This window comes from Rufibacter roseus (genome assembly GCF_001647285.1).
GTDB lineage: Bacteria > Bacteroidota > Bacteroidia > Cytophagales > Hymenobacteraceae > Nibribacter > Nibribacter roseus.
The window spans coordinates 429,370-449,709 of the sequence record NZ_LRML01000003.1 but is presented as its reverse complement, the minus strand read 5'-3'; the positions used below and the strand labels follow the sequence as shown (position 1 = coordinate 449,709).

General features: G+C 43.4%; 22 protein-coding genes and 4 tRNA genes. 20 read left to right on the top strand and 6 right to left on the bottom strand.

Annotated features, from left to right (window positions below):
* The first annotated feature begins 6 nt into the window (after positions 1-6).
* Positions 7-885, top strand: coding sequence for a glycosyltransferase family protein (locus A8O23_RS06015; RefSeq protein WP_066618078.1), 879 nt, complete (start codon positions 7-9; stop codon positions 883-885).
* A gap of 113 nt (positions 886-998) precedes the next feature.
* Here A8O23_RS06015 and A8O23_RS06010 read toward each other — a convergent pair whose 3' ends face one another.
* The 3 genes from A8O23_RS06010 to A8O23_RS06000 form a co-directional block, all read right to left on the bottom strand.
* A complete protein-coding gene (locus A8O23_RS06010) occupies positions 999-1,829 on the bottom strand; it encodes a glycosyltransferase family 2 protein (RefSeq protein WP_066618074.1) in 831 nt (276 codons plus the stop codon).
* Positions 1,830-1,947: 118 nt separating this feature from the next.
* On the bottom strand, positions 1,948-2,865 hold the full coding sequence (locus tag A8O23_RS06005; protein WP_082882924.1) for a glycosyltransferase family 2 protein: 918 nt from the start codon (positions 2,863-2,865) through the stop codon (positions 1,948-1,950).
* Between the two features lie 104 nt (positions 2,866-2,969).
* Complete coding sequence (locus tag A8O23_RS06000; protein ID WP_066618072.1) at positions 2,970-3,773, bottom strand: glycosyltransferase family 2 protein; 804 nt, start codon at positions 3,771-3,773, stop codon at positions 2,970-2,972.
* 221 nt (positions 3,774-3,994) lie between these two features.
* On the opposite strand from A8O23_RS06000, the gene A8O23_RS05995 reads away from it, so the two are divergent.
* From A8O23_RS05995 to A8O23_RS05975, 5 genes are all read left to right on the top strand, one after another.
* Entirely contained in the window at positions 3,995-4,591 is a 597-nt protein-coding gene (locus tag A8O23_RS05995) for a sigma-70 family RNA polymerase sigma factor (protein WP_066618070.1), read from the top strand.
* An 11-nt stretch (positions 4,592-4,602) separates the two neighbouring features.
* Positions 4,603-4,890: a hypothetical protein gene (locus A8O23_RS05990; RefSeq protein WP_153042087.1), complete on the top strand. Its 288-nt coding sequence runs from the start codon at positions 4,603-4,605 to the stop codon at positions 4,888-4,890.
* 24 nt (positions 4,891-4,914) lie between these two features.
* On the top strand, positions 4,915-5,499 hold the full coding sequence (gmk, locus tag A8O23_RS05985; protein WP_066618066.1) for a guanylate kinase: 585 nt from the start codon (positions 4,915-4,917) through the stop codon (positions 5,497-5,499).
* A gap of 2 nt (positions 5,500-5,501) precedes the next feature.
* Positions 5,502-6,080, top strand: a complete 579-nt coding sequence (nadD, locus tag A8O23_RS05980; RefSeq protein ID WP_066618063.1) for a nicotinate (nicotinamide) nucleotide adenylyltransferase — start codon at positions 5,502-5,504, stop codon at positions 6,078-6,080.
* Between the two features lie 316 nt (positions 6,081-6,396).
* Positions 6,397-6,798 (top strand): hypothetical protein, encoded by a 402-nt coding sequence (locus A8O23_RS05975; protein WP_066618061.1) that lies wholly within the window; start codon positions 6,397-6,399, stop codon positions 6,796-6,798.
* A 102-nt stretch (positions 6,799-6,900) separates the two neighbouring features.
* Here A8O23_RS05975 and frr read toward each other — a convergent pair whose 3' ends face one another.
* The 3 genes from frr to A8O23_RS05960 all read right to left on the bottom strand — a co-directional run bounded on the left by frr (position 6,901) and on the right by A8O23_RS05960 (position 8,911).
* On the bottom strand, positions 6,901-7,464 hold the full coding sequence (gene frr, locus A8O23_RS05970; RefSeq protein ID WP_066618058.1) for a ribosome recycling factor: 564 nt from the start codon (positions 7,462-7,464) through the stop codon (positions 6,901-6,903).
* Positions 7,465-7,618: 154 nt separating this feature from the next.
* A complete protein-coding gene (gene pyrH, locus A8O23_RS05965) occupies positions 7,619-8,326 on the bottom strand; it encodes a UMP kinase (RefSeq protein ID WP_066618049.1) in 708 nt (235 codons plus the stop codon).
* A gap of 87 nt (positions 8,327-8,413) precedes the next feature.
* The gene (locus A8O23_RS05960; RefSeq protein ID WP_066618047.1) at positions 8,414-8,911 is read right to left on the bottom strand and encodes an acetyl-CoA carboxylase biotin carboxyl carrier protein subunit; all 498 of its coding nucleotides are present in this window, start codon (positions 8,909-8,911) and stop codon (positions 8,414-8,416) included.
* Positions 8,912-8,994: 83 nt separating this feature from the next.
* Between A8O23_RS05960 and A8O23_RS05955 the strand changes: the two genes are divergently transcribed.
* The 14 genes from A8O23_RS05955 (at position 8,995) to rpoB (ending at position 20,338) form a co-directional block, all read left to right on the top strand.
* Positions 8,995-11,526, top strand: a complete 2,532-nt coding sequence (locus A8O23_RS05955) for a M1 family metallopeptidase (RefSeq protein WP_066618309.1) — start codon at positions 8,995-8,997, stop codon at positions 11,524-11,526.
* Positions 11,523-11,678, top strand: a complete 156-nt coding sequence (locus tag A8O23_RS21560; RefSeq protein ID WP_161486698.1) for a hypothetical protein — start codon at positions 11,523-11,525, stop codon at positions 11,676-11,678. Before A8O23_RS05955 ends, A8O23_RS21560 begins: the two co-directional genes overlap by 4 nt.
* Positions 11,641-11,723: transfer RNA gene (locus tag A8O23_RS05950), tRNA-Tyr, on the top strand. The genes A8O23_RS21560 and A8O23_RS05950 overlap by 38 nt, the downstream gene beginning before the upstream one ends.
* Positions 11,724-11,798: 75 nt before the next feature.
* A tRNA-Gly gene (locus A8O23_RS05945) sits at positions 11,799-11,871 on the top strand.
* A 42-nt stretch (positions 11,872-11,913) separates the two neighbouring features.
* A tRNA-Thr gene (locus A8O23_RS05940) sits at positions 11,914-11,985 on the top strand.
* 60 nt (positions 11,986-12,045) lie between these two features.
* Positions 12,046-13,233, top strand: coding sequence for an elongation factor Tu (gene tuf, locus A8O23_RS05935; protein WP_066618045.1), 1,188 nt, complete (start codon positions 12,046-12,048; stop codon positions 13,231-13,233).
* A gap of 106 nt (positions 13,234-13,339) precedes the next feature.
* Positions 13,340-13,412: transfer RNA gene (locus A8O23_RS05930), tRNA-Trp, on the top strand.
* A gap of 23 nt (positions 13,413-13,435) precedes the next feature.
* Complete coding sequence (gene secE, locus A8O23_RS05925; protein WP_066618043.1) at positions 13,436-13,627, top strand: preprotein translocase subunit SecE; 192 nt, start codon at positions 13,436-13,438, stop codon at positions 13,625-13,627.
* Between the two features lie 15 nt (positions 13,628-13,642).
* Positions 13,643-14,200 carry a transcription termination/antitermination protein NusG gene (gene nusG / locus A8O23_RS05920; RefSeq protein ID WP_066618041.1) on the top strand — a complete coding sequence of 186 codons (558 nt, stop codon included), beginning with the start codon at positions 13,643-13,645 and terminating at the stop codon, positions 14,198-14,200.
* A 12-nt stretch (positions 14,201-14,212) separates the two neighbouring features.
* Entirely contained in the window at positions 14,213-14,656 is a 444-nt protein-coding gene (rplK, locus tag A8O23_RS05915; protein ID WP_066618039.1) for a 50S ribosomal protein L11, read from the top strand.
* An 11-nt stretch (positions 14,657-14,667) separates the two neighbouring features.
* The gene (gene rplA, locus A8O23_RS05910) at positions 14,668-15,357 is read left to right on the top strand and encodes a 50S ribosomal protein L1 (RefSeq protein WP_066618034.1); all 690 of its coding nucleotides are present in this window, start codon (positions 14,668-14,670) and stop codon (positions 15,355-15,357) included.
* 12 nt (positions 15,358-15,369) lie between these two features.
* On the top strand, positions 15,370-15,897 hold the full coding sequence (gene rplJ / locus A8O23_RS05905) for a 50S ribosomal protein L10 (protein ID WP_066618032.1): 528 nt from the start codon (positions 15,370-15,372) through the stop codon (positions 15,895-15,897).
* A 36-nt stretch (positions 15,898-15,933) separates the two neighbouring features.
* Positions 15,934-16,314, top strand: coding sequence for a 50S ribosomal protein L7/L12 (gene rplL / locus A8O23_RS05900; RefSeq protein ID WP_066618030.1), 381 nt, complete (start codon positions 15,934-15,936; stop codon positions 16,312-16,314).
* Positions 16,315-16,465: 151 nt separating this feature from the next.
* The gene (gene rpoB / locus A8O23_RS05895) at positions 16,466-20,338 is read left to right on the top strand and encodes a DNA-directed RNA polymerase subunit beta (protein WP_066618027.1); all 3,873 of its coding nucleotides are present in this window, start codon (positions 16,466-16,468) and stop codon (positions 20,336-20,338) included.
* The last annotated feature ends 2 nt before the right edge of the window (positions 20,339-20,340 follow it).

Here is a 20,340-nt window from a genome sequence, read left to right as displayed (position 1 = left end):
TAGCGCATGAAAGTTGCCGGTTTTACCTTTATCAGAAATGCGGTAAAAAACGATTATCCCATTGTAGAGGCTATCACCTCCATTTTGCCCCTTTGCGATGAGTTTATTGTTGCCCACGGTAATTCAGAAGACACTACTCTGGAACTGCTTCAGTCTATAGATTCTCCAAAAATCAAGATCATTGAAACTGTTTGGGATGATTCTTTGCGTGAAGGCGGACAGGTATTTGCGCTTGAAACAGACAAAGCCTATGCCGCCATTTCAGACGACGTAGACTGGGCTTTCTACATTCAGGGAGATGAATGTGTGCACGAGCAGTACTTAGATACTATTAAAAAGGAGATGGAGGAGTGTTTAAAAGACCCCCAGATAGAAGGACTTTTATTTAAGTACAGGCACTTTTATGGCTCTTATGATTACTACGCAGTGTCAAGAAGGTGGTACAGACGTGAAATTAGGGTACTAAAACATTTGCCAGGAGTTCATTCCTACAAAGACGCTCAGGGTTTTAGAATAAATGACCGCAAGATCAACGCCAAACTTATTGATGTTTACATACACCACTATGGCTGGGTAAAGCCACCTAAGGGGTTGAACAGTAAAATCAGAAATTTCTATAAACACTATCAATCTGATGAGTGGATAGAAAAAGAAATGCCTGAGTCAGATGAGTTTGATTATGGCAATGCCGACAGGTTGATGCATTTTACTGGTTCTCATCCTGCTGTTTTTCAGCCAAGAGTGGCAAGGAGTAACTGGAAGTTTTCGTTTGATCCAGTAGACTTACAGAAGAAGACTAGCTTTAGGAGAAAGGTGCTGCAGTGGGTGGAAGACGTAATTGGCTACAGACCATTTGAGTATAAGAATTACACTAGAGTTAAATAATATCTTAAAAGTAAACCTCAATTCCAGCTCAAATAGAATTTGAAATCTGGTCTTCTAATTTACAATAAGAGTTATTTAGCTCTTGGGTTGATATTGTCTTGGTTGAAGGAGGCCTAAAGGACGGTTATACTTTCAACCTCATATTGGTCTATGCCCTTGTCACACCTTGTGATACCAGAGTCAATAGTGCTTTGTAAAATGTTTTCGTTCAAATCATGCCTAGCTTTGGAAGCTTCTCTGTGATAGAGATGATAACAGATTCCCCCAAATTTAATGAATAGGCGCTTTACTCCATTATTGATAAGCCTAACTGCAAGTTCACTGTCTTCCTTGCCCCATCCTGTAATATTTTCATTATAGCCATTGACTTCCAGAAGGTCTTTCCGCCAGAATGCCATGTTGCACCCTTTAACGTAAAACTTATTTCTCTTTTTGTAATGAGGGGCCAGTAACTTGGTAAGGGTAGGGACTCTGATGGCATTTAAGCGGCTGCTCCCGTTCATTAACAGATCTAAATACGGAGGTATTGTTCTCTGACCTAATATCTTTTCTGAATAAGCAGGGGGCAACAAAAGCCTGCTGCCAGAAACAAATCTTTGTGGGGTGGCTAATCGAAGGTGGTCCTTTATGAAGGAAGGGTGAAGAATCAAGTCTCCATCTATTTGAATTATGTATTCGAATTCCGCTACCAGAATAGCTTTGTTACGAATGGTTGATAGTCGAAAACCATTGTCTTCGTGCCACACATGTTTTAAAGGAACAGGAAAATCCTTTTTATACTTTTCAATAAGCTGAAGGGTCTCCGTTTTGGATCCATCATCTGCTACAATCACTTCGTCCGGCAACCTCTCTTGGTTCAATACGCTCTTAAGGCAAACTTCAAGAGCGTTTGGCCAATTATAAGTAGATATGATAAGTGAGGTTTTAAGATGTTTGGCAGGCATTAGTACTTATATGATTGATTTTATTATCAGACCTACTTAGCTGTTCAAAGTAGAGGCCTTTCAAAATGTTTGGTAGGGTACAGGTGTAAGGTTGTTGGCACGTTAGCTTGAGATAGATTTACTTACATTGCCTTCTAATAAAATTAAGTTTACTAATAAAGCTTTTCTTGTACCAAGGATAATACTGCCGGTGGTTTTTTAAGAGATGCACATAGCAGTTTGTAGAGCTAAATAGATCTTTAGATGCATTCAGCTTTATTCTTAAAAAGTTAAGTATTTCTTTTTTGTCTTTAGGTTTCACAAAGTCAGCCTCAGCAAAGGAGAGTGCTTGGGCGTATCTTTTTCCCTTTTCGGTTTCTTTGTCTGTATGTGAACTCTTTAATTTCTGGATTACTGAGTTAGAATGTAACCTGTACTGGGTAAGTATTTTATCTAAATAAAAAACCTTTCCAACATATGCAGCAGTAAAGCCAATCCACCAATCATAATAAAGTACATTCTTAGGAATGGGAGTAATATACTGGAGTAGCTCTCTTTTAAATAGACACGTATGGCCGGTGACAAAATTATATTCCAAGAAACCCTTGTAAGAAGGGTCATGCACATGCTTTATACTTGATTCCAGATTTTGATGAAGTTTTTTGCCATCCTCATCAATCAACTCAGAATTGCTGTAGACAAGCAGACTATTCCCTATGTAAAAGATTAAATCTTCTATTTTGTGAGAATGCCAAACATCATCTTGATCGCTGATGGCAATAAACTCTCCTGTACACAGTGAAAACCCTCGTTCAAAGTTTTTGTTGAAGCCTAAATTGCGTTCGTTCTCAAAAAGCTTTACCCTTGAGTCTTGTCTTTGATACTCCTGAATAATTGCTACACTGCGGTCAGTTGACTGATCATCTACACATACCAGCTCAATATTGGTGTAGGTCTGCTGCAGAATAGAATCTATTTGATCTTTTAGAAAACGTTCACCATTGTAAATGCACATAACCACAGATACAAGAGGGGGAGCAGGTAAAGAAGAGGTCATGTTTCAATGGGTGGGTTGAACTGCAGGAACTTAGGGTGAATTAACCAAAAGGTGTAGAGCCTGAACTTAGCTGGCAAATGTAAATCTCCTTTTTTTAAGGAGGATCACGCTTCCTTTTCTTCGAGCAAAACTTCTTGCCGAATTGGTTTAATTACCACTTGTGGTTGCTGCCGATTCAACTCCCATAGTTTGGCATATTTGATCACCGGATAAATAGAAGACAGGAATGCCCACAGAAATCCTGGGATGCCATTCAAGAAACAGCCTTTCAGAAAATACACTTTGAAGAAGGTGGCGGGGCATTTTAAAATAACATGGGCAAAACCGACAGAAGCCTTTTTCAGACGTAGGTTCTCAGCCGCCAACGTGGTGTATTTGTTAAACTTAGTGAAGAACATTTCCATGTCGCGGTAGCTGTAATGGACCATTTCTCCTTTCAGTTTTCCTATAGTGCCATGAAGGTGTACTTTTTCATGTACCAGTGCATCATCAAAGTTGCCAAATTGCTTATTGAAAAAGCGCAAGAACTTTTTTGAGGCCTCAGAGTTAATGCGGGTACCAAAGAAAATAAGCGGGATGCTTACGTAGTAGCCAGCGTGAGACACTTTTTTCTGCTGGAGAACATGCTGAATTTCGTTCTTCAACTTTTCTGACACCACCTCATCTGAGTCAACGGAAAGTACCCAGTCGTTTTTGGCTAACTCAACGGCGAATCTTTTCTGGTTTCCGTACCGGTCAAAATCTCTGTGATAAATGCGGCAATTAAAGCGTTCGCAAATTTCAATGGTATTGTCTGTACTGCCAGAATCAACCACTACAATTTCATTGCACCAAGTAAGCGCATTTAAAGTTGCCTCCAGTCTATCCCCTGCATTCAACGTAATCAAAACAGCACTAACTTTCTGCATAAACTATGGCGGAGGAATTATTGTATTCTAAATTGCGGAAATAAGTTTAAAACAGCAAGTTACAGCTAAAATAGATGATAGTAAAAAATAAACTATTTTACCTTGCGGCTATTAAACGTAAACATCTGCCTGAATATTCGTATGTACCTATGTATATTTAATTTCTATATTTGCGTATAGGTACCTTTATTAATAGCTGTAAAAGTACTAAATTAAGTCAAATGAGCGAACAGAGAGCCAATTCAATGAGTAAAGAGGAAAAAGATGCCCGCTTTGAGGCGGAGCTGATGCCTGTTATTTCGCCTCTCTACAACTTCGCCTTCAGACTTACCCTAGATGAAGATGATGCCAATGACCTGGTACAGGAGACCTACTTAAAGGCATATCGTTTCTTTGATTATTTCGAACCCGGAACTAATGCCAAGGCGTGGCTGTTCCGCATCCTAAAGAACTCGTTCATAAACGACTTCCGGAAAAAAAGTAAACAACCTGCCAAAGTAGACTACTCTGAGGTAGAGGGTTACTATAATTCTGAAGACGTGGATGCTGAGGGAGACAGCTCTGGCGGCACCACCGACCTGCGCATGGAGAGCGTGCAGGACCTGATTGGAGATGAAGTGGCCGGAGCGTTGAACTCTTTGCCGGTTGACTTCCGAACCGTGATTATCCTCTGCGATTTAGAGGGTTTTACCTATGAAGAGATGGCCAAAATCTTGGACATTCCTATTGGTACGGTACGGAGCCGATTGCACCGGGCGCGGCACTTCCTGAAGGAGAAGTTAGAGAAATATGCTAAGTCAATGGGATACAATAGCTAATTAGAAATAAAATGGCAACAAAAGTTACAGACGAATTAATGGGAGGTGTCTCTTCTGAAGAAAGCCACGAACCAGATTGTGAAAAGGTAGTTGATACCTTTGAAAAGTGGCTAAAAGGCAAAGCCACACAAGAAGAAGAGGCCTTTCTGGCTGAGCAGGCTGATGAATGCTCTCCTTGCTTTGAAAGCATAGACCAACAGCAACTGTTCGTGAAATTCCTAAACGCGTCTCTCCCGCGGCCTGGTGCCCCTACCAATTTGGTAGAAACCATCAAATCAAAGATCCACCAAACAGCTTAGTCCGGCTAAGCTTCCCTACGCAGGATGCAAGGTAAAATTATTATTTTTTCGGCTCCCTCCGGAGCCGGCAAGACTACAATTGTACGCCATTTAGTAAGTATACTCCCTGAATTAAGTTTCTCTATCTCTGCCTGCACCCGCGACCGCCGTGGCCGCACCGAGGTAAACGGGAAAGATTATTACTTCATCACCCCAGACGAGTTTCGCGAGAAAATAGACAACGATGAGTTTGTGGAATGGGAAGAGGTGTATGAGGGCGCTTTTTACGGAACTCTAAAATCTGAAATAGAGCGTATCTGGGCATCCGGCAAGCACGCCATTCTAGATGTAGATGTAAAAGGCGGCTTGAGCGTGAAAAATTTTTACAAAGATCGTGCCTTGGCTGTGTTTGTAAAGCCTCCTTCTATTGAAGAACTATCAAAGCGCCTGGTGGCCCGTAATACCGATTCTGCATCCAGCATTTCCAGCCGTATCTTCAAAGCTAAGTTTGAGCTGAGCTTTGAAGATAAGTTTGACGAAGTAATTGTGAACGAGAACCTGGAGGATGCATTCGCCAAAGCCGAGAAACTGGTGCGCGACTTTATTTCCCAAGAAGATACTATAGCGTAGCCATGCGGGTAGGGTTGCTGTTCGGCTCCTTTAATCCTATACATATAGGGCACCTGATTCTGGCCAATTACATGGCCACCAATGCCAACGTAGATACAGTATGGCTGGTAGTGAGTCCGCAGAACCCGTTCAAGCCCAGCAATAGCCTGCTGCACGAGTATGACCGCCTGCACATGGTGCGCCTGGCTATTGCCGATAATCCAGATTTGGGTGAGACCGACATAGAGTTCCGGATGCCTAAGCCTAGTTATACTATAGACACGCTTACCTATTTGCAGGAGCAGTACCCCAGCTATCAGTTTTCGCTTATAATGGGCGAGGATAATCTGGCCACCTTCCATAAATGGAAGAATTATGAGCAGATTCTGCAGTACCATGAAGTGTTGGTGTACCCTCGTCCGGGGAGCGCACCAGTACCAGAAGGGCTAAAAAATCACCCCAAGATACAAGTGGTGTCAGCGCCATTGTTAGACATTTCGGCTACGTTTATTAGGGGGCTTCTGAAAGAAGAAAAGTCTACCCGCTACCTCTTGCCTGAGCCCGTGGCAGAGTATATACAGGCAAAGAAGCTATATTTATAATAGTGTAGCTGAGGCGGCGTCTAAGCATTTTTTACTGGCGTGTTTTAGGCTTAGTTTTTGAAAACTAAGCCTAAAACACGCCTTTTTTGCAGAAAGGTGTTGGTCTAGTATTATATTCTGCTAATGCTCCCGCTGTGGTTTTGGTGAACTCTTACTTTAGGAGGTTGAATGAAAAAAACTTTACTCCTTTATCTTCGTATTTAATAGGTTAAGCTGTTAAAAGTATTTAAAAAGTGCAGATAAATACTTGTTATGCTCAAAATGGTGCCGTAATTTGCCTATACTTCTGCTATAAGGGGAAGGAAATAAAGAAAGAATGAGTAAAACGATTTTATACCAAGATACCCACATCACCATTACTTATGTTGAAACTATTGATTGCATTTATGCAGACTGGACAGGTTATCAGACAAAGCAGTCTGTGCAGGAGGGGTGTGAGCGTATTTTGGACGAGTTGTCTGAGAGAGAGTGCCGCAAGGTGCTAAATGACAATACTAATGTAGAGGGTATTTGGTCTAGCGCCGCCGAGTGGGTAGGAGTAGACTGGCTTCCGAGAATGCGTCAAGCCGGAATGGATTATTTTGCGTGGGTGTACTCGCCAAGCGCGTTTAGCCGCCTTTCCGCCGATAAGTCTTTACGCTTTACGCATGATATGCGCGGCATAGAAGTATTTGATAGTGTGGCAGATGCTGAAAACTGGCTGCTGAAAGCTAAATAGTAGATTGTTAACGTATATAAACAGAAAGCCCTGCTTTAGATAGTAAAGCAGGGCTTTCTGTTTATGAGCTGATTTTTGAAAAAAAGGCTGAAAACGCTTCTTTTAAATAGTCATGATTTCTGCTTCTTTTTTGCTGAGCAGCTCATCTAGCTTTACAATATAGGCATCGGTGAGTTTCTGAACTTTGCCTTCGGCGTCTTTCACCGCATCTTCAGAAGTGCCTTCTTTCTGCAGCTTTCTCAGAGCATCATTCACATCTTTTCGGATGTTACGCACTCTGATTTTACCGTTCTCAGTTTCGTTTTTAGCTTGTTTCACCAGTTCGCGGCGGCGCTCCTCAGTAAGGGCCGGAATGTTCAAACGAATTCCATCTGCTTCTTGCATAGGGTTCAGGCCCAGATCACTGTTTTTAATGGCTTTGCCAATCTCAGAGATCATGTTTTTCTCCCAAGGCTTAATCATAAGAGTGCGTGCATCTGGGGCAGATACGTTGGCTACCTGTGAAACTGGGGTAGGGGTGCCGTAATAATCTACTTTAAGGCCTTCTACCATGGCTGGTGAAGCTTTGCCGGCTCTGATTTTAGTTAGCTCTACGCTAGTGTGCTGCACCGATTTCTGCATAGACTCTTCGGCTTCGCTCAAGTAAAAATTAATTTCTTCGGTCATTGGGTTTTCTTCTTTAGAAAGATGACTAAAAAGTATTCCGCCGCAGCGTTAGCCAAAAGGCGGTGCTAATTTCTGATTTTATTCTGTAAAATCTACTTTTTTGCGCTGCCCCAGTTATAAAGCAGCAGCAGGAAGTAACTAAGTTCTGGTAAACTTACATGGTTACCAAGGTGCCCACCTTATCGCCTTTTATCAATTTGGCCAGGTTGCCGCGCTTGTTAATGTCAAACACTACTATTGGCAGATTGTTTTCTTTGCACAGGGTAAACGCGGTCATGTCCATTACGTTCAGGCCTTTCTCAAAAACTTCCTCAAACGTGATGTCTGTGTACTTGGTGGCGGAGCTGTCTTTCTCTGGGTCGGCGGTATAAATGCCATCTACTCTGGTGCCTTTCAACACCACGTCAGCTTCAATTTCAATGGCTCTTAATGAAGCGGCTGAGTCAGTAGTGAAGTAGGGGCTGCCAATACCGGCTCCGAAGATTACCACGCGGCCTTTCTCTAAGTGGCGAAGTGCCCGGCGGCGGATGTACGGCTCACACACCTGTTGAATGTTAATGCCTGAAAGTAAGCGGGTAAACAAACCAACTTTCTCCAGCGCACTTTGCAGAGCCATGCTGTTTATAACTGTAGCGAGCATTCCCATATAGTCTCCCTGCACGCGGTCCAACCCAACAGATTCGGCCTGTACGCCCCTGAAAATATTTCCGCCTCCAATCACCACGGCCACTTGCGCGCCAAGGTCAACGGCAGATTTTATTTCTTCGGCGTACTGCACCAGCATGTTGGTATCAATGCCATACTGTTGCTCCCCCATCAGGGACTCACCGCTCAGCTTCAATAGAATTCTTTTGTATTGCATGCTCACTTATATATAGTAGTAGGTTTGTTTCATAAAAAAGCCGTTTTAGCTCTGTTTTTCAGAAAACAGCCCTAAAACGGCATCGTGCTAATTAAAAACAATCAGTACCTGGTTTTTCTCTACGTTCTGCCTCAGCTTCACCTTAATGTTGGTGACTACGCCGTCGCCCGGAGATTTAATGATGTTCTCCATCTTCATGGCTTCCAGAATAAGAATAGGGTCGCCCTTCTTTACCTCCTGGCCAACCTCCACCTTAATGTCCAAAATCAGACCTGGCATAGGAGCCTTTATATCATTTATCTTCTGAGCCAACGCCTCACCCATGCCCAAGCTCTCCAGCAGTAAATCCATGCGGTCTTTTACCTGCAGGGTATGCACGTGGCCATTAATTTTGATTTTAAAAGTTTTAGTGTCCAGCTCAGTACCTACCAGTTCAGCTGTATAAGATTTGCTGTCTTTAATAATATGGAAGGACATAGGGCTAAGCGGAAGGATATCCCAAGTAAAAGGAGAGTCGTTCAGAAGGATTTGATTCTTCTCAAAAACTACTTGCCACGTTTGCGTATCTGATTTTACCTGTAGCATATCCTGCAGCGTTTAAGATATAGAGTACGGAAATTATGAAAGTAAATTCACAACTTGAGTTTTCAAAGTTAATAAATCCTAGCATGAATCACATCCTTTCCCGCGCCTTCTTGGTTTTTGCCGGTTGGGGCCTAATTGCCAGTTGTGCGGTAAAACAGCCTTCTGGCCCGGTGGCTTCAGTAGAACCTGTTGTTGTAGAGGCAGATACTGTAGCCGAGCCGCAACGGCCACTCACCAGTCATGGGCCTTATAGGCCGGCGGCAGAAAGAGTGATGGATTTGCTGCATACCAAACTCAACATAAAATTCGACTGGGCGAAGCAGCACCTGCTTGGCGAAGCTACGCTTACGCTAAAGCCCTATTTCTATCCGCAGGACAGTGTAGTGTTAGATGCCAAAGGGTTTGAAATTCATAAAGTGACTCTGTTGAACGGAAAAACAGAAAGTCCTCTGCCCTACAAGTATGACCAAGAGCAGTTGGTGCTGCAGTTGGGCAAAAGCTATACCCGCAAAGACACCTTGCGCGTGTTCATTTCTTATACGGCTAAACCCAACGAGCTGAAGGTAAAAGGCAGCGATGCCATTGTAGCCGATAAGGGGCTTTATTTTATCAATCCATTGGGAACGGAAGAAGACATGCCGCAACAAATCTGGACTCAGGGCGAAACAGAGGCCAGTTCTGCCTGGTTTCCTACCATTGATCGTCCCAATGAGCGCATGACGCAGGATTTTTATATCACGGTGGAAGACCGTTTCAAGACCCTTTCTAACGGAGTGCTGGTTTCGAGCCAAAAACAGAAAAACGGCTTTAGAACAGACCACTGGCGCATGACCAAGTCACACGCTCCTTATTTGGCCATGATGGCTATTGGAGAGTATGCCGTAGTCAAAGACAAGTGGCGGAATATTGAGGTGAGCTATTGGGTAGAGCCAGAATATGCTGCTACGGCAAAGGCTACTTTTGGGCGCACCCCGGAAATGATGGAGTTTTTCTCGCAGAAGCTGGGCGTGCCGTTCCCTTGGGAGAAATACGCGCAGGTGGTGGTAAGGAATTTTGTGTCAGGAGCCATGGAAAACACTACCGCTTCTACGTTCATGGAAAGCCTGCACCAAGACCGCCGTCAGCTGTTAGACAAGAACTGGGACCATATTATAGCCCATGAGCTATTTCACCAGTGGTTCGGAGACTTGGTGACAACTGAATCTTGGTCAAACTTACCTCTGAATGAATCTTTCGCTGATTATTCGGAATACCTGTGGGCGGAACATAAATACGGTGCTGATGAGGCCGCGCTGGTACACCAGGAAGCACTGCAGCAGTATTTGAATGAAGCTAGAACAAAACAAGAGCCTCTTATCAGGTACCGTTACTTAGACAAAGAAGATATGTTTGACAGTCACTCCTACGCAAAAGGTGGGAGGGTGCTGCACATGCTCCGCAAGCTAGTAGGAGACGAAGCCTTCTTTCTGTCACTGAACCATTACCTCACCCAACATAAGTACACGGCGGTGGAAGTAGATGAGCTACGTATGTCTTTTGAAGAAGTAACGGGTAAAGACCTGAAGCCTTTTTTTGACCAATGGTTTCTACAGCCGGGGCACCCCGTACTAGACGTGACGCACTCGTTTTCAGGAGGCAGTTTGATGATCAGCGTTTCACAGGTGCAGGATACCACCCTTAGCCCAGTTTATGCTTTCCCGCTTACAATATCTTTTTTAGAAAATGGAGAGTGGCAGCAGAAGGAAGTAGAAATAACAAAGGCAAATCACACTTTCAACATAGCAGCAGCCGCAGCTCCGCAGGCAGTTGTACTAGATCCAGAGCAGAATTTGCTGGCCAACTTTAATCATCAAAAAACACTGGAAGAATGGGCAGCTCAGTTCTTGAACGGTAAAAGCTACGCAGCAAAGTCAGAAGCCCTGGAATATTTACGTGAACAGAATGGGCCACTGGTAGCGCAAGTAGTGCAGCAGGCAATGCAAGATCCGTTCTGGAAGATAAGAGCAACCGCATTAGAGTTATTAATAGGGTTAGAACTTTGGCAGCAGCCCCAAATGCAACAGCGGGTAGAAACCATGTCAGTGCAAGATCCCAACAGCACCGTTAGGTCTACGGCTATGTATGCTTTAAGTACTTTAACAGGGCTGCCGGAAGAGGTAATCAGGAAAGGACTGCGTGACAGTTCTTACCAGGTGGTAGCTGCTTCCATTTTTGCATGGAATAAATCTGGTAAAGATGTACAGGCTATAAAACCTTACATGACATACAAAAACGCAGATGTAGTAAATGCCCTGGCGGCAAGCCTGACAGACGCACAGGAAAACGAAGTATATGATTGGTATTTAGCAAACGCCCGCCGATTAAGAGGAGCAGACCTCTATTATTTTATACAAAGTTTGGGAGCATTTCTATTGAAAAAAGACATAGACGGGCAGGAGCGAGGTTGGCAAGCTCTGGTGAAAATTGTGCAGCAAGAAAATATGCCCGTAGTTAAACAAGCAGGCTTTCAGATGCTTACCTACATGGCCGAGACCGAAGAAAGAAAACAAGCCTTACAAAATGTCTTAGAACAAGACGAACAACTGCAAGAATGGGTGGCGGGACAAAACCAGTGAAGGAAAATATTTTTGAAGAAATATTTGACACGGAAGAAAAAGCCATTAATTTTGCAGCTCCTAAGAACGAAAACGGTAACGGAAAACGTTTAAGGGGTTCTTTGAAAGAAGAATGGGGAGATTCCAGAGTGGCCAAATGGGACGGACTGTAACTCCGTTAGCGTAAGCTTTCGAAGGTTCGAATCCTTCTCTCCCCACACCAACAACAGCTAAGAATCAGGGTAAGGTTACAGATTGCTCAATAAAAGGTTCTTGGTTTTCAAAGTAAACAAGCGGGAGTAGCTCAGTTGGTAGAGCGACAGCCTTCCAAGCTGTAGGTCGCGGGTTCGAACCTCGTCTCCCGCTCTTAAAAAGGATGATGCAGCGCGAGCTGCATCATTTCATTTTGCCGACGTAGCTCAGGGGTAGAGTACTTCCTTGGTAAGGAAGGGGTCGTGGGTTCAATTCCCATCGTTGGCTCAAAGAGTTTTCAAAATAAGTTAACACTCTTTTCAACACAGAACTAAATAAATTTCTAAAATGGCTAAAGAAAATTTTGATCGCTCCAAACCGCACGTAAACATCGGTACTATCGGTCACGTTGACCACGGCAAAACAACCTTGACTGCTGCTATTACTCAGGTTTTAGCGAACAAAGGTCTAGCCGCTAAAAGAGATTTCTCTTCTATCGATAACGCTCCTGAGGAGAAAGAGCGTGGTATTACAATCAACACTTCTCACGTTGAGTACGCTACTGAGAACCGTCACTATGCTCACGTTGACTGCCCTGGTCACGCTGACTACGTGAAGAACATGGTTACTGGTGCTGCTCAGATGGACGGTGCTATCTTAGTGGTTGCTGCTACAGATGGTCCAATGCCACAAACACGTGAGCACATCCTTTTGGCTCGTCAGGTAGGTGTTCCTGCCCTTGTTGTGTTCATGAACAAAGTGGACATGGTAGACGATCCAGAATTGTTAGAGCTTGTTGAAATGGAAATCAGAGAGCTTCTTTCTTTCTATGATTTCGACGGCGATAACATTCCAGTTATCCAAGGTTCAGCTCTTGGTGGCTTGAATGGCGATGAGAAATGGGTGAAAACCATTGAAGAATTGATGGATGCAGTTGATAACTACATTCCAATTCCAGCTCGTTTAACTGACCTTCCATTCTTGATGCCAGTTGAGGACGTATTCTCAATCACTGGTCGTGGTACAGTAGCTACTGGCCGTATCGAGCGTGGTATCATCAACTCTGGTGAGCAAGTTGACATCTTAGGTATGGGTGCTGAAGGCCTTAAGTCTACAGTAACTGGTGTTGAGATGTTCCGTAAGATTCTTGACAGAGGTGAAGCTGGTGACAACGTAGGTCTATTGTTACGTGGTATTGAGAAAACTGATATCCGTCGTGGTATGGTTATCTGTAAGCCAGGTTCAGTAACTCCTCACATGAAGTTCAAAGCTGAGGTTTACGTTCTTTCTAAAGAAGAAGGTGGACGTCACACTCCATTCTTCAACAACTACCGTCCACAGTTCTACTTAAGAACTACTGACGTAACTGGTGTTATTTCTTTACCAGAAGGAGTTGAAATGGTTATGCCTGGTGATAACATCACTATCACTGTTGAGTTGATCAACAAAGTAGCGATGGAGAAAGGTCTACGTTTCGCTATCCGTGAGGGTGGTAGAACTGTAGGTGCCGGTCAGGTAACTGAAATCCTTGACTAATTAAAAAAATATGAATCCGCCCTGCTTAAGTAGTGGGGCGGATTTGTTTTTTTTAAAAAGAGTTAATACATTTGCACTCCATTTCAACAATGGCGTGCATTTTTTTACGGGAGTAGCTCAATTGGTAGAGTAGTGGTCTCCAAAACCATTGGTTGTAGGTTCGAGTCCTACCTCCCGTGCAAACGAAGTAATTAGCATCAGAATGGAAAAGCTGAGTAAATTTTTCAACAATACAGTAGAGGAGATGCGCTACAAGGTCTCCTGGCCAACGTATCCTGAGCTTCAAAAGAGCTCAATTCTTGTGTTGGTAGGCTCAGTAGTATTTGCTGTAGTTGTGGGTGCTATGGACTACGTTTACGACAATGGCTTGACTTGGTTTTACAACCAGTTCTAAAAAACAGCGGCTGACATGGCAGACTTAAAATGGTATGTAGTGCGGGCTGTTTCGGGTCAGGAGAAGAAAGCGAAATCTTATCTAGAAAACGAAGTAGCTCGTCATAATCTTACGGAAATGGTGCCGCAGGTGCTAATACCGTCAGAAAAAGTATATGAAATGCGCAACGGAAAAAAACGCGTGAGAGAACGCAGCTTTTTTCCGGGCTACGTGTTGGTGTTTGCTGATATCTCAAATGGTGAAGTGGAGCACTTGATTACCAGTACTCCAGGAGTAATCGGTTTTTTAGGAGCTGGTTCTGGAAATACCTCAACCAAGCCTGTTCCATTGAGAATGAGCGAGGTGAACAGGATCCTCGGTAAAGTAGATGAAACTGCCGAAGAGGTTGAAACACTGGAAACGCCATTCATAGTAGGTGAGACAGTAAAAGTGATGGACGGGCCTTTCAATGGATTCTCTGGAACTGTAGAGGAAGTATTTGAAGAGCGTCGGAAATTAAATGTAATGGTGAAGATCTTCGGACGGAATACTCCGGTAGAGCTGAACTACATGCAGGTAGAAAAAGAACAGTAGTAATAATTAATAATGGCAAAAGAAATAAAAGGTTATCTGAAGCTTCAGGTAAAGGGAGGCGCCGCTAATCCAGCACCGCCGATAGGACCTGCACTTGGATCAAAAGGCTTGAACATCATGGAGTTCTGTAAGCAATTCAATGCTAGAACCCAGGATAAAGCCGGCCAAGTATGCCCAGTTTTGATTACAATTTACACTGATAAGTCATTTGACTTTGTAATTAAGACTCCTCCGGCTCCGGTGTTGTTGATGGATGCTGCGAAAATCAAAAATGGTTCTAAAGAGCCGAACCGTAACAAAGTAGGTTCAGTTACTTGGGATCAGATTCGTGAAATCGCAGAAATCAAGATGCCTGACTTAAACGCTTTCAAAGTTGAGTCAGCCATGAGATTGGTAGCAGGTACCGCTCGTAGCATGGGTATCACAGTTAAAGGAACTGCTCCTTGGAGTGAGTAATTAAAAAGCAAATGGCTAGAATTTCTAAAAACAGAAAAGCAGTCTTAGCGAAGTACGATCCCAAAAAAGAGTACTCTTTGTTAGATGCAGCAGGTGTGGTGAAAGAAATCACCTTCACTAAGTTTGATGCATCAGTTGACATTGACGTACGCTTGGGTGTTGACCCGCGTAAGGCTGATCAAATGGTAAGAGGGGTAGTTACCCTTCCCCACGGAACAGGTAAAGATGTTCGTGTATTAGTACTTTGTACTCCTGACAAAGAAGAAGAAGCAAAAGCTGCTGGCGCTGACTATGTAGGATTAGACGAATACATCCAGAAGATTGAAAAAGGCTGGACTGACATTGATGTAATCATCACAATGCCAGCGGTAATGGCTAAAGTAGGTAGACTGGGACGTATTTTAGGTCCACGTAACCTGATGCCAAACCCTAAGGCAGGTACTGTAACTACAGATGTAGCCAAGGCAGTGAAGGAAGTGAAAGCGGGTAAAATCGACTTTAAAGTTGATAAAACTGGTATCATTCACACTAGCATCGGAAAAGTATCTTTCGGTCCTGACAAGTTAGCTGAAAATGCGGCTGAAGTGATTGCCACTCTTAACCGCTTGAAGCCTTCTTCTGCAAAAGGAACTTATATTAAGAGCGTCACATTGTCAAGCACAATGAGTCCTGGTGTGGCAGTAGATAAAAACTCAATTTAACGAGACTAATAGATGACACGGGAAGAGAAAGAAATCATTGTACGTGACCTGAGTGAGAAATTAGCTCAAAACTCCTTCGTTTATATCACAGATGCTTCTGAGTTGACAGTAGCTACTATCAATAAATTCAGAAGACTTTGCTTTGATAGAGGCATTGAGTATAAAGTGTACAAAAACACTCTGATACGTAAAGCTTTAGATACCTTAGATGTTGATACTTCAGCATTGGATGTAGCTTTGAAAGGTTCTTCAGGACTTTTATTTGAAGCTACTACAGGTAACGCTCCAGCAAAACTATTATTAGACTTCCGTAAGGGCGGTAACAAAAAGCCACTCCTGAAAGGTGCCTATATTGATAGCAGCATCTATGTAGGAGAAGAGCAGTTAGATGCACTTAGCAAAATCAAGTCTAAAGAAGAGTTACTGGGCGAAATCATCGGCCTTCTTCAATCACCTGCCAAAAATGTTATTTCTGCCCTTCAGAGCGGTGGCAATACATTGGCCGGTTTGGTTAAAACATTATCAGAGAGAGAACAATAATTTTAATTTTAAAACAACTTTTAATTACTAATAAAAATGGCAGATTTGAAAGCATTCGCTGAGCAGTTGGTTAACTTAACTGTAAAAGAAGTTAATGAACTTGCTACAATTCTTAAGGATGAGTATGGTATTGAGCCAGCAGCTGCTGCTCCAGTAATGGTAGCTGGTGCTGCCGGTGGTGACGCCGGAGCTGCTGCTGAGGAAAAAACATCTTTTGATGTTGTCCTTAAGTCAGCTGGTGCCTCTAAACTAGCAGTTGTGAAGCTAGTGAAAGAATTGACTGGTCTTGGTCTTAAAGAAGCAAAAGAACTAGTTGATGGTGCTCCAAAACCATTGAAAGAAGGTGTTGCTAAGGATGAAGCAGATTCATTGAAGAAGCAATTGGAAGAGGCTGGTGCTGAAGTGGAGGTTAAGTAATCTCACACACCTTCCATTACCACTAAGGGTTAGACCTGGCATTTTAGTCAGGTCTTTTCCTGTTTGTACCTAGAAATGATTTTCTAGCATAAAAATGCCTAAAAGAACTTCTTTAGGCATAACAAAGTTTTAACGTAAAAATCTGACAACTTTGGCTACACGTAAATCGACAGAGCGGATAAATTTTGCCTCCATTAAGTCAGTAATTGATTACCCTGATTTTCTGGATGTGCAATTGCAGTCTTTCCAGGATTTTTTCCAGTTGGAAACTGCAGCCGAAAACCGGACAGAAGAAGGACTTTTCAAAGTGTTTGCTGAGAACTTTCCTATCTCTGATTCAAGAGAAAATTTCGTTCTGGAATTCGTAGATTACCACGTTGACCCACCAAAATACTCAGTAGATGAGTGTATAGACCGTGGCTTGACCTACTCTGTTCCGTTAAAAGCAAAGCTCCGCCTTATCTGTAACGATACCGATAATGAAGACTTTGAAACGATAGAGCAAGAGGTTTTCTTGGGGAATATTCCCTATATGACTGAGAAAGGATCATTTGTAATCAATGGCGCCGAGCGTGTTATTGTTTCTCAGCTACACCGTTCACCAGGAGTGTTCTTTGCGCAAAGCAAACACACTAACGGAACCAAATTATATTCTGCCAGAATTATTCCTTTTAAAGGTTCTTGGATTGAGTTCGCAACAGACGTTAACAACGTCATGTATGCTTACATAGATCGTAAGAAAAAGTTTCCAGTAACTACTTTGTTGCGTGCCATTGGGTATGGAACAGATAAAGATATCTTAGACCTGTTTGGGTTGTCAGAAGAAGTAAAGGCTGACAAGAAAAACCTGAAGAACATAGTAGGTAGAAGATTAGCTGCAAGAGTTCTTAGAACTTGGACAGAAGACTTCGTAGATGAAGATACTGGCGAAGTAGTTTCTATTGACCGAAATGAAGTTGTTTTAGAGCGTGACTCTGAGGTAACAGAAGATGATGTTGACTTGATCCTTGATTCAGGGGTACAGTCAATCATCCTGCACCGTGAGAATGTAAATATTGCTGACTTCAGCATTATCTACAATACGTTACAAAAAGATAACTCAAACTCAGAGCAAGAAGCGGTAGAACAAATCTATCGCCAACTGAGAAATACAGAGGCGCCAGACGTAGAAACAGCCCGTGATATTATCCAGAAATTGTTCTTCAGTGACAAGCGTTATGATTTAGGTGATGTAGGACGTTACCGTATCAATAAGAAGCTTGGCTTAGAGCATAACTGGGATGCAAAGGTGTTAACCAATGAGGACATTGTTCTGATTGTAAAATACCTGATCGGTCTGATCAACTCTAAGGCGGTTGTGGATGATATTGACCACTTGAGCAACCGCCGTGTAAGAACGGTAGGTGAGCAGTTGTATGCGCAGTTTGGTGTAGGTCTGGCCCGTATGGCTAGAACCATTAAGGAGCGTATGAACGTGCGAGACAACGAAGAATTTAAGCCAGTTGATTTGATCAACGCGCGTACGCTTTCTTCTGTAATCAACTCTTTCTTCGGAACAAACCAGCTTTCTCAGTTCATGGACCAAACGAACCCGCTGGCAGAAATCACACACAAACGCCGTGTGTCTGCATTAGGGCCAGGAGGTCTTTCTCGTGAAAGAGCAGGTTTTGAGGTTCGTGACGTTCACTATACCCACTACGGTCGTCTTTGTACCATTGAAACTCCAGAGGGACCAAACATTGGTTTGATTTCTTCTCTGTGTGTGCACGCTCGCGTAAACAGCATGGGCTTTATTGAAACCCCTTACCGCAATGTGGTAGAGGGTAAAGTAGAGTTGACCTCTGGAGTAAAATATCTGACTGCTGAAGAAGAAGATACGCACCACATCGCTCAAGCCAACGCTGTGATAGATGAAAACGGAAACTTTGTAAATGACAAAGTAAAAGGCCGTTTTGAGGGTGACTTCCCAGTAGTAGAGCCAGAGCGCTATACCTATATGGACGTTGCACCTAACCAAATTGTGTCGGTTGCTGCCTCATTGATTCCATTCTTGGAGCATGATGATGCGAACCGTGCCTTGATGGGATCAAACATGCAGCGTCAGGCAGTGCCATTGTTGAAAGCCGAAGCTCCTATTGTAGGAACAGGTTTGGAGGCAAGAGCAGCGCTTGACTCAAGAGCTTTAGTACGTGCAGAAGGTGAAGGAGTAGTACACTTTGTTGATGCAGATAAGATCATCATTCGGTATGACCTCTCTGATGAGGAAAAACTGGTGAGCTTTGATGCTGAATTTGTGACCTATGATTTGATCAAGTTCCGTCGTACAAACCAGGATACTTGCATTAACCTTACTCCAATAGTGAAGAAAGGTCAGCGGGTAACCAAAGGCCAACCTATGTGCGAAGGATATGCCACGAACCAAGGAGAGTTAGCCCTAGGTAGAAACCTACAGGTAGCCTTCATGCCTTGGCAAGGGTATAACTTTGAAGATGCGATTGTAATCTCTGAAAAGGTAGTAAGAGATGACATCTTTACTTCTATTCACATTGAAGAGTTTGAACTGGAAGTTCGTGAGACAAAACGTGGTGAAGAGGAATTAACCTCCGAAATACCAAACGTTAGCGAAGAAGCAGTTCGTAACTTAGATGAGAATGGTATCATCCGCATTGGTGCTGAAGTACGTGAAGGTGATATCTTGATTGGTAAAATCACTCCTAAAGGAGAGACAGATCCAACTCCGGAAGAAAAACTCTTACGTGCCATCTTTGGTGACAAAGCCGGTGATGTGAAGGATGCTTCCTTGAAAGCGCCGCCATCATTGAATGGTGTGGTGATTGAGACGAAATTATTCTCTCGTCCTAAGAAAGATAAAAACCTCCGTGCGAAAGCTAAGAAAGAGGTAGAAGACCTGAAGGCAAAATACAACAGCGAACTCAAAGCCGTGAAAAACGTGATGATTGAGAAGCTGGTTGAATTGCTTGATGGCAAAACCAGTCAGGGAGTACGTCACCGTTTCGGAGATGAAATACTGACAAAAGGTGCTAAGTTCGGTAAGAAGAATATCACTGATGCCCTCTTCCCAGACAAAAACCCTTACAAAGACGAAAGCAACTACGCTGTTCCGGAAGAGGTGAACTTGTTCAAAGACTTGATTCTGGAAGGTTGGACCGCTGATGAGCAGACGAACAAAATGTTGTTGGAACTGGTGAAGAACTACACCAAGCGCCGCAACTTGATCTCTGCCCGCTTCAAGCGCGACCGCTTTACTTTAGAAGTTGGTGACGAATTACCAGCAGGTATTGTTCAGTTGGCTAAAGTCTATATAGCTAAGAAGCGTAAGCTGAAAGTAGGTGATAAGATGGCGGGCCGTCACGGTAACAAAGGGGTGGTAGCCCGTATTGTTCGTGAAGAAGACATGCCATTCCTGGAAGACGGAACACCAATGGACATCGTGTTGAACCCACTAGGGGTACCTTCAAGGATGAACATCGGTCAGATCTATGAAACAGTTCTTGGCTGGGCCGGCTTAAGATTAGGACGTACATATGCTACACCAATCTTTGACGGTGCCACAGAAGAGCAAGTATCAGCAGAGTTGACCGAAGCAGGCTTGCCTAAATTCGGACGTTCATATTTATTCGACGGTCTGTCAGGTGATAGATTTGACCAACCAGTAACAGTAGGTGTCATATATATGCTGAAACTGGGTCACTTGGTTGACGATAAAATGCACGCTCGTTCTATCGGACCATACTCACTTATTACGCAGCAGCCGTTGGGTGGTAAAGCCCAGTTTGGTGGTCAGCGTTTTGGTGAGATGGAAGTGTGGGCGTTGGAGGCCTTTGGTGCCGCTAACGTACTACAGGAAATCCTGACGGTGAAGTCTGACGACGTGATTGGTCGTGCCAAAGCATACGAAGCCATTGTAAAAGGTGACGTGTTGCCGAAACCGAATATCCCTGAGTCTTTCAACGTGTTGATTCACGAACTCAGAGGCTTAGCCTTGGAGATTACGCTGGACTAAAA

Bases quoted from the DNA above. Each gene is read 5' to 3' on its own strand.
- gmk (WP_066618066.1), top strand. From the start codon at position 4,915: ATGCAAGGTAAAATTATTATTTTTTCGGCTCCCTCCGGAGCCGGCAAG.
- A8O23_RS06010 (WP_066618074.1), bottom strand. From the start codon at position 1,829: ATGCCTGCCAAACATCTTAAAACCTCACTTATCATATCTACTTATAAT.
- tuf (WP_066618045.1), top strand. From the start codon at position 12,046: ATGGCTAAAGAAAATTTTGATCGCTCCAAACCGCACGTAAACATCGGT.
- rplL (WP_066618030.1), top strand. From the start codon at position 15,934: ATGGCAGATTTGAAAGCATTCGCTGAGCAGTTGGTTAACTTAACTGTA.
- A8O23_RS05995 (WP_066618070.1), top strand. From the start codon at position 3,995: ATGAGCGAACAGAGAGCCAATTCAATGAGTAAAGAGGAAAAAGATGCC.
- nadD (WP_066618063.1), top strand. From the start codon at position 5,502: ATGCGGGTAGGGTTGCTGTTCGGCTCCTTTAATCCTATACATATAGGG.
- rplA (WP_066618034.1), top strand. From the start codon at position 14,668: ATGGCTAGAATTTCTAAAAACAGAAAAGCAGTCTTAGCGAAGTACGAT.
- A8O23_RS06000 (WP_066618072.1), bottom strand. From the start codon at position 3,773: ATGCAGAAAGTTAGTGCTGTTTTGATTACGTTGAATGCAGGGGATAGA.
- frr (WP_066618058.1), bottom strand. From the start codon at position 7,464: ATGACCGAAGAAATTAATTTTTACTTGAGCGAAGCCGAAGAGTCTATG.
- rplJ (WP_066618032.1), top strand. From the start codon at position 15,370: ATGACACGGGAAGAGAAAGAAATCATTGTACGTGACCTGAGTGAGAAA.
- A8O23_RS05975 (WP_066618061.1), top strand. From the start codon at position 6,397: ATGAGTAAAACGATTTTATACCAAGATACCCACATCACCATTACTTAT.
- A8O23_RS05955 (WP_066618309.1), top strand. From the start codon at position 8,995: ATGAATCACATCCTTTCCCGCGCCTTCTTGGTTTTTGCCGGTTGGGGC.
- A8O23_RS05990 (WP_153042087.1), top strand. From the start codon at position 4,603: ATGGCAACAAAAGTTACAGACGAATTAATGGGAGGTGTCTCTTCTGAA.
- rplK (WP_066618039.1), top strand. From the start codon at position 14,213: ATGGCAAAAGAAATAAAAGGTTATCTGAAGCTTCAGGTAAAGGGAGGC.
- pyrH (WP_066618049.1), bottom strand. From the start codon at position 8,326: ATGCAATACAAAAGAATTCTATTGAAGCTGAGCGGTGAGTCCCTGATG.
- A8O23_RS06005 (WP_082882924.1), bottom strand. From the start codon at position 2,865: ATGACCTCTTCTTTACCTGCTCCCCCTCTTGTATCTGTGGTTATGTGC.
- nusG (WP_066618041.1), top strand. From the start codon at position 13,643: ATGGCAGACTTAAAATGGTATGTAGTGCGGGCTGTTTCGGGTCAGGAG.
- A8O23_RS06015 (WP_066618078.1), top strand. From the start codon at position 7: ATGAAAGTTGCCGGTTTTACCTTTATCAGAAATGCGGTAAAAAACGAT.
- A8O23_RS05960 (WP_066618047.1), bottom strand. From the start codon at position 8,911: ATGCTACAGGTAAAATCAGATACGCAAACGTGGCAAGTAGTTTTTGAG.
- secE (WP_066618043.1), top strand. From the start codon at position 13,436: ATGGAAAAGCTGAGTAAATTTTTCAACAATACAGTAGAGGAGATGCGC.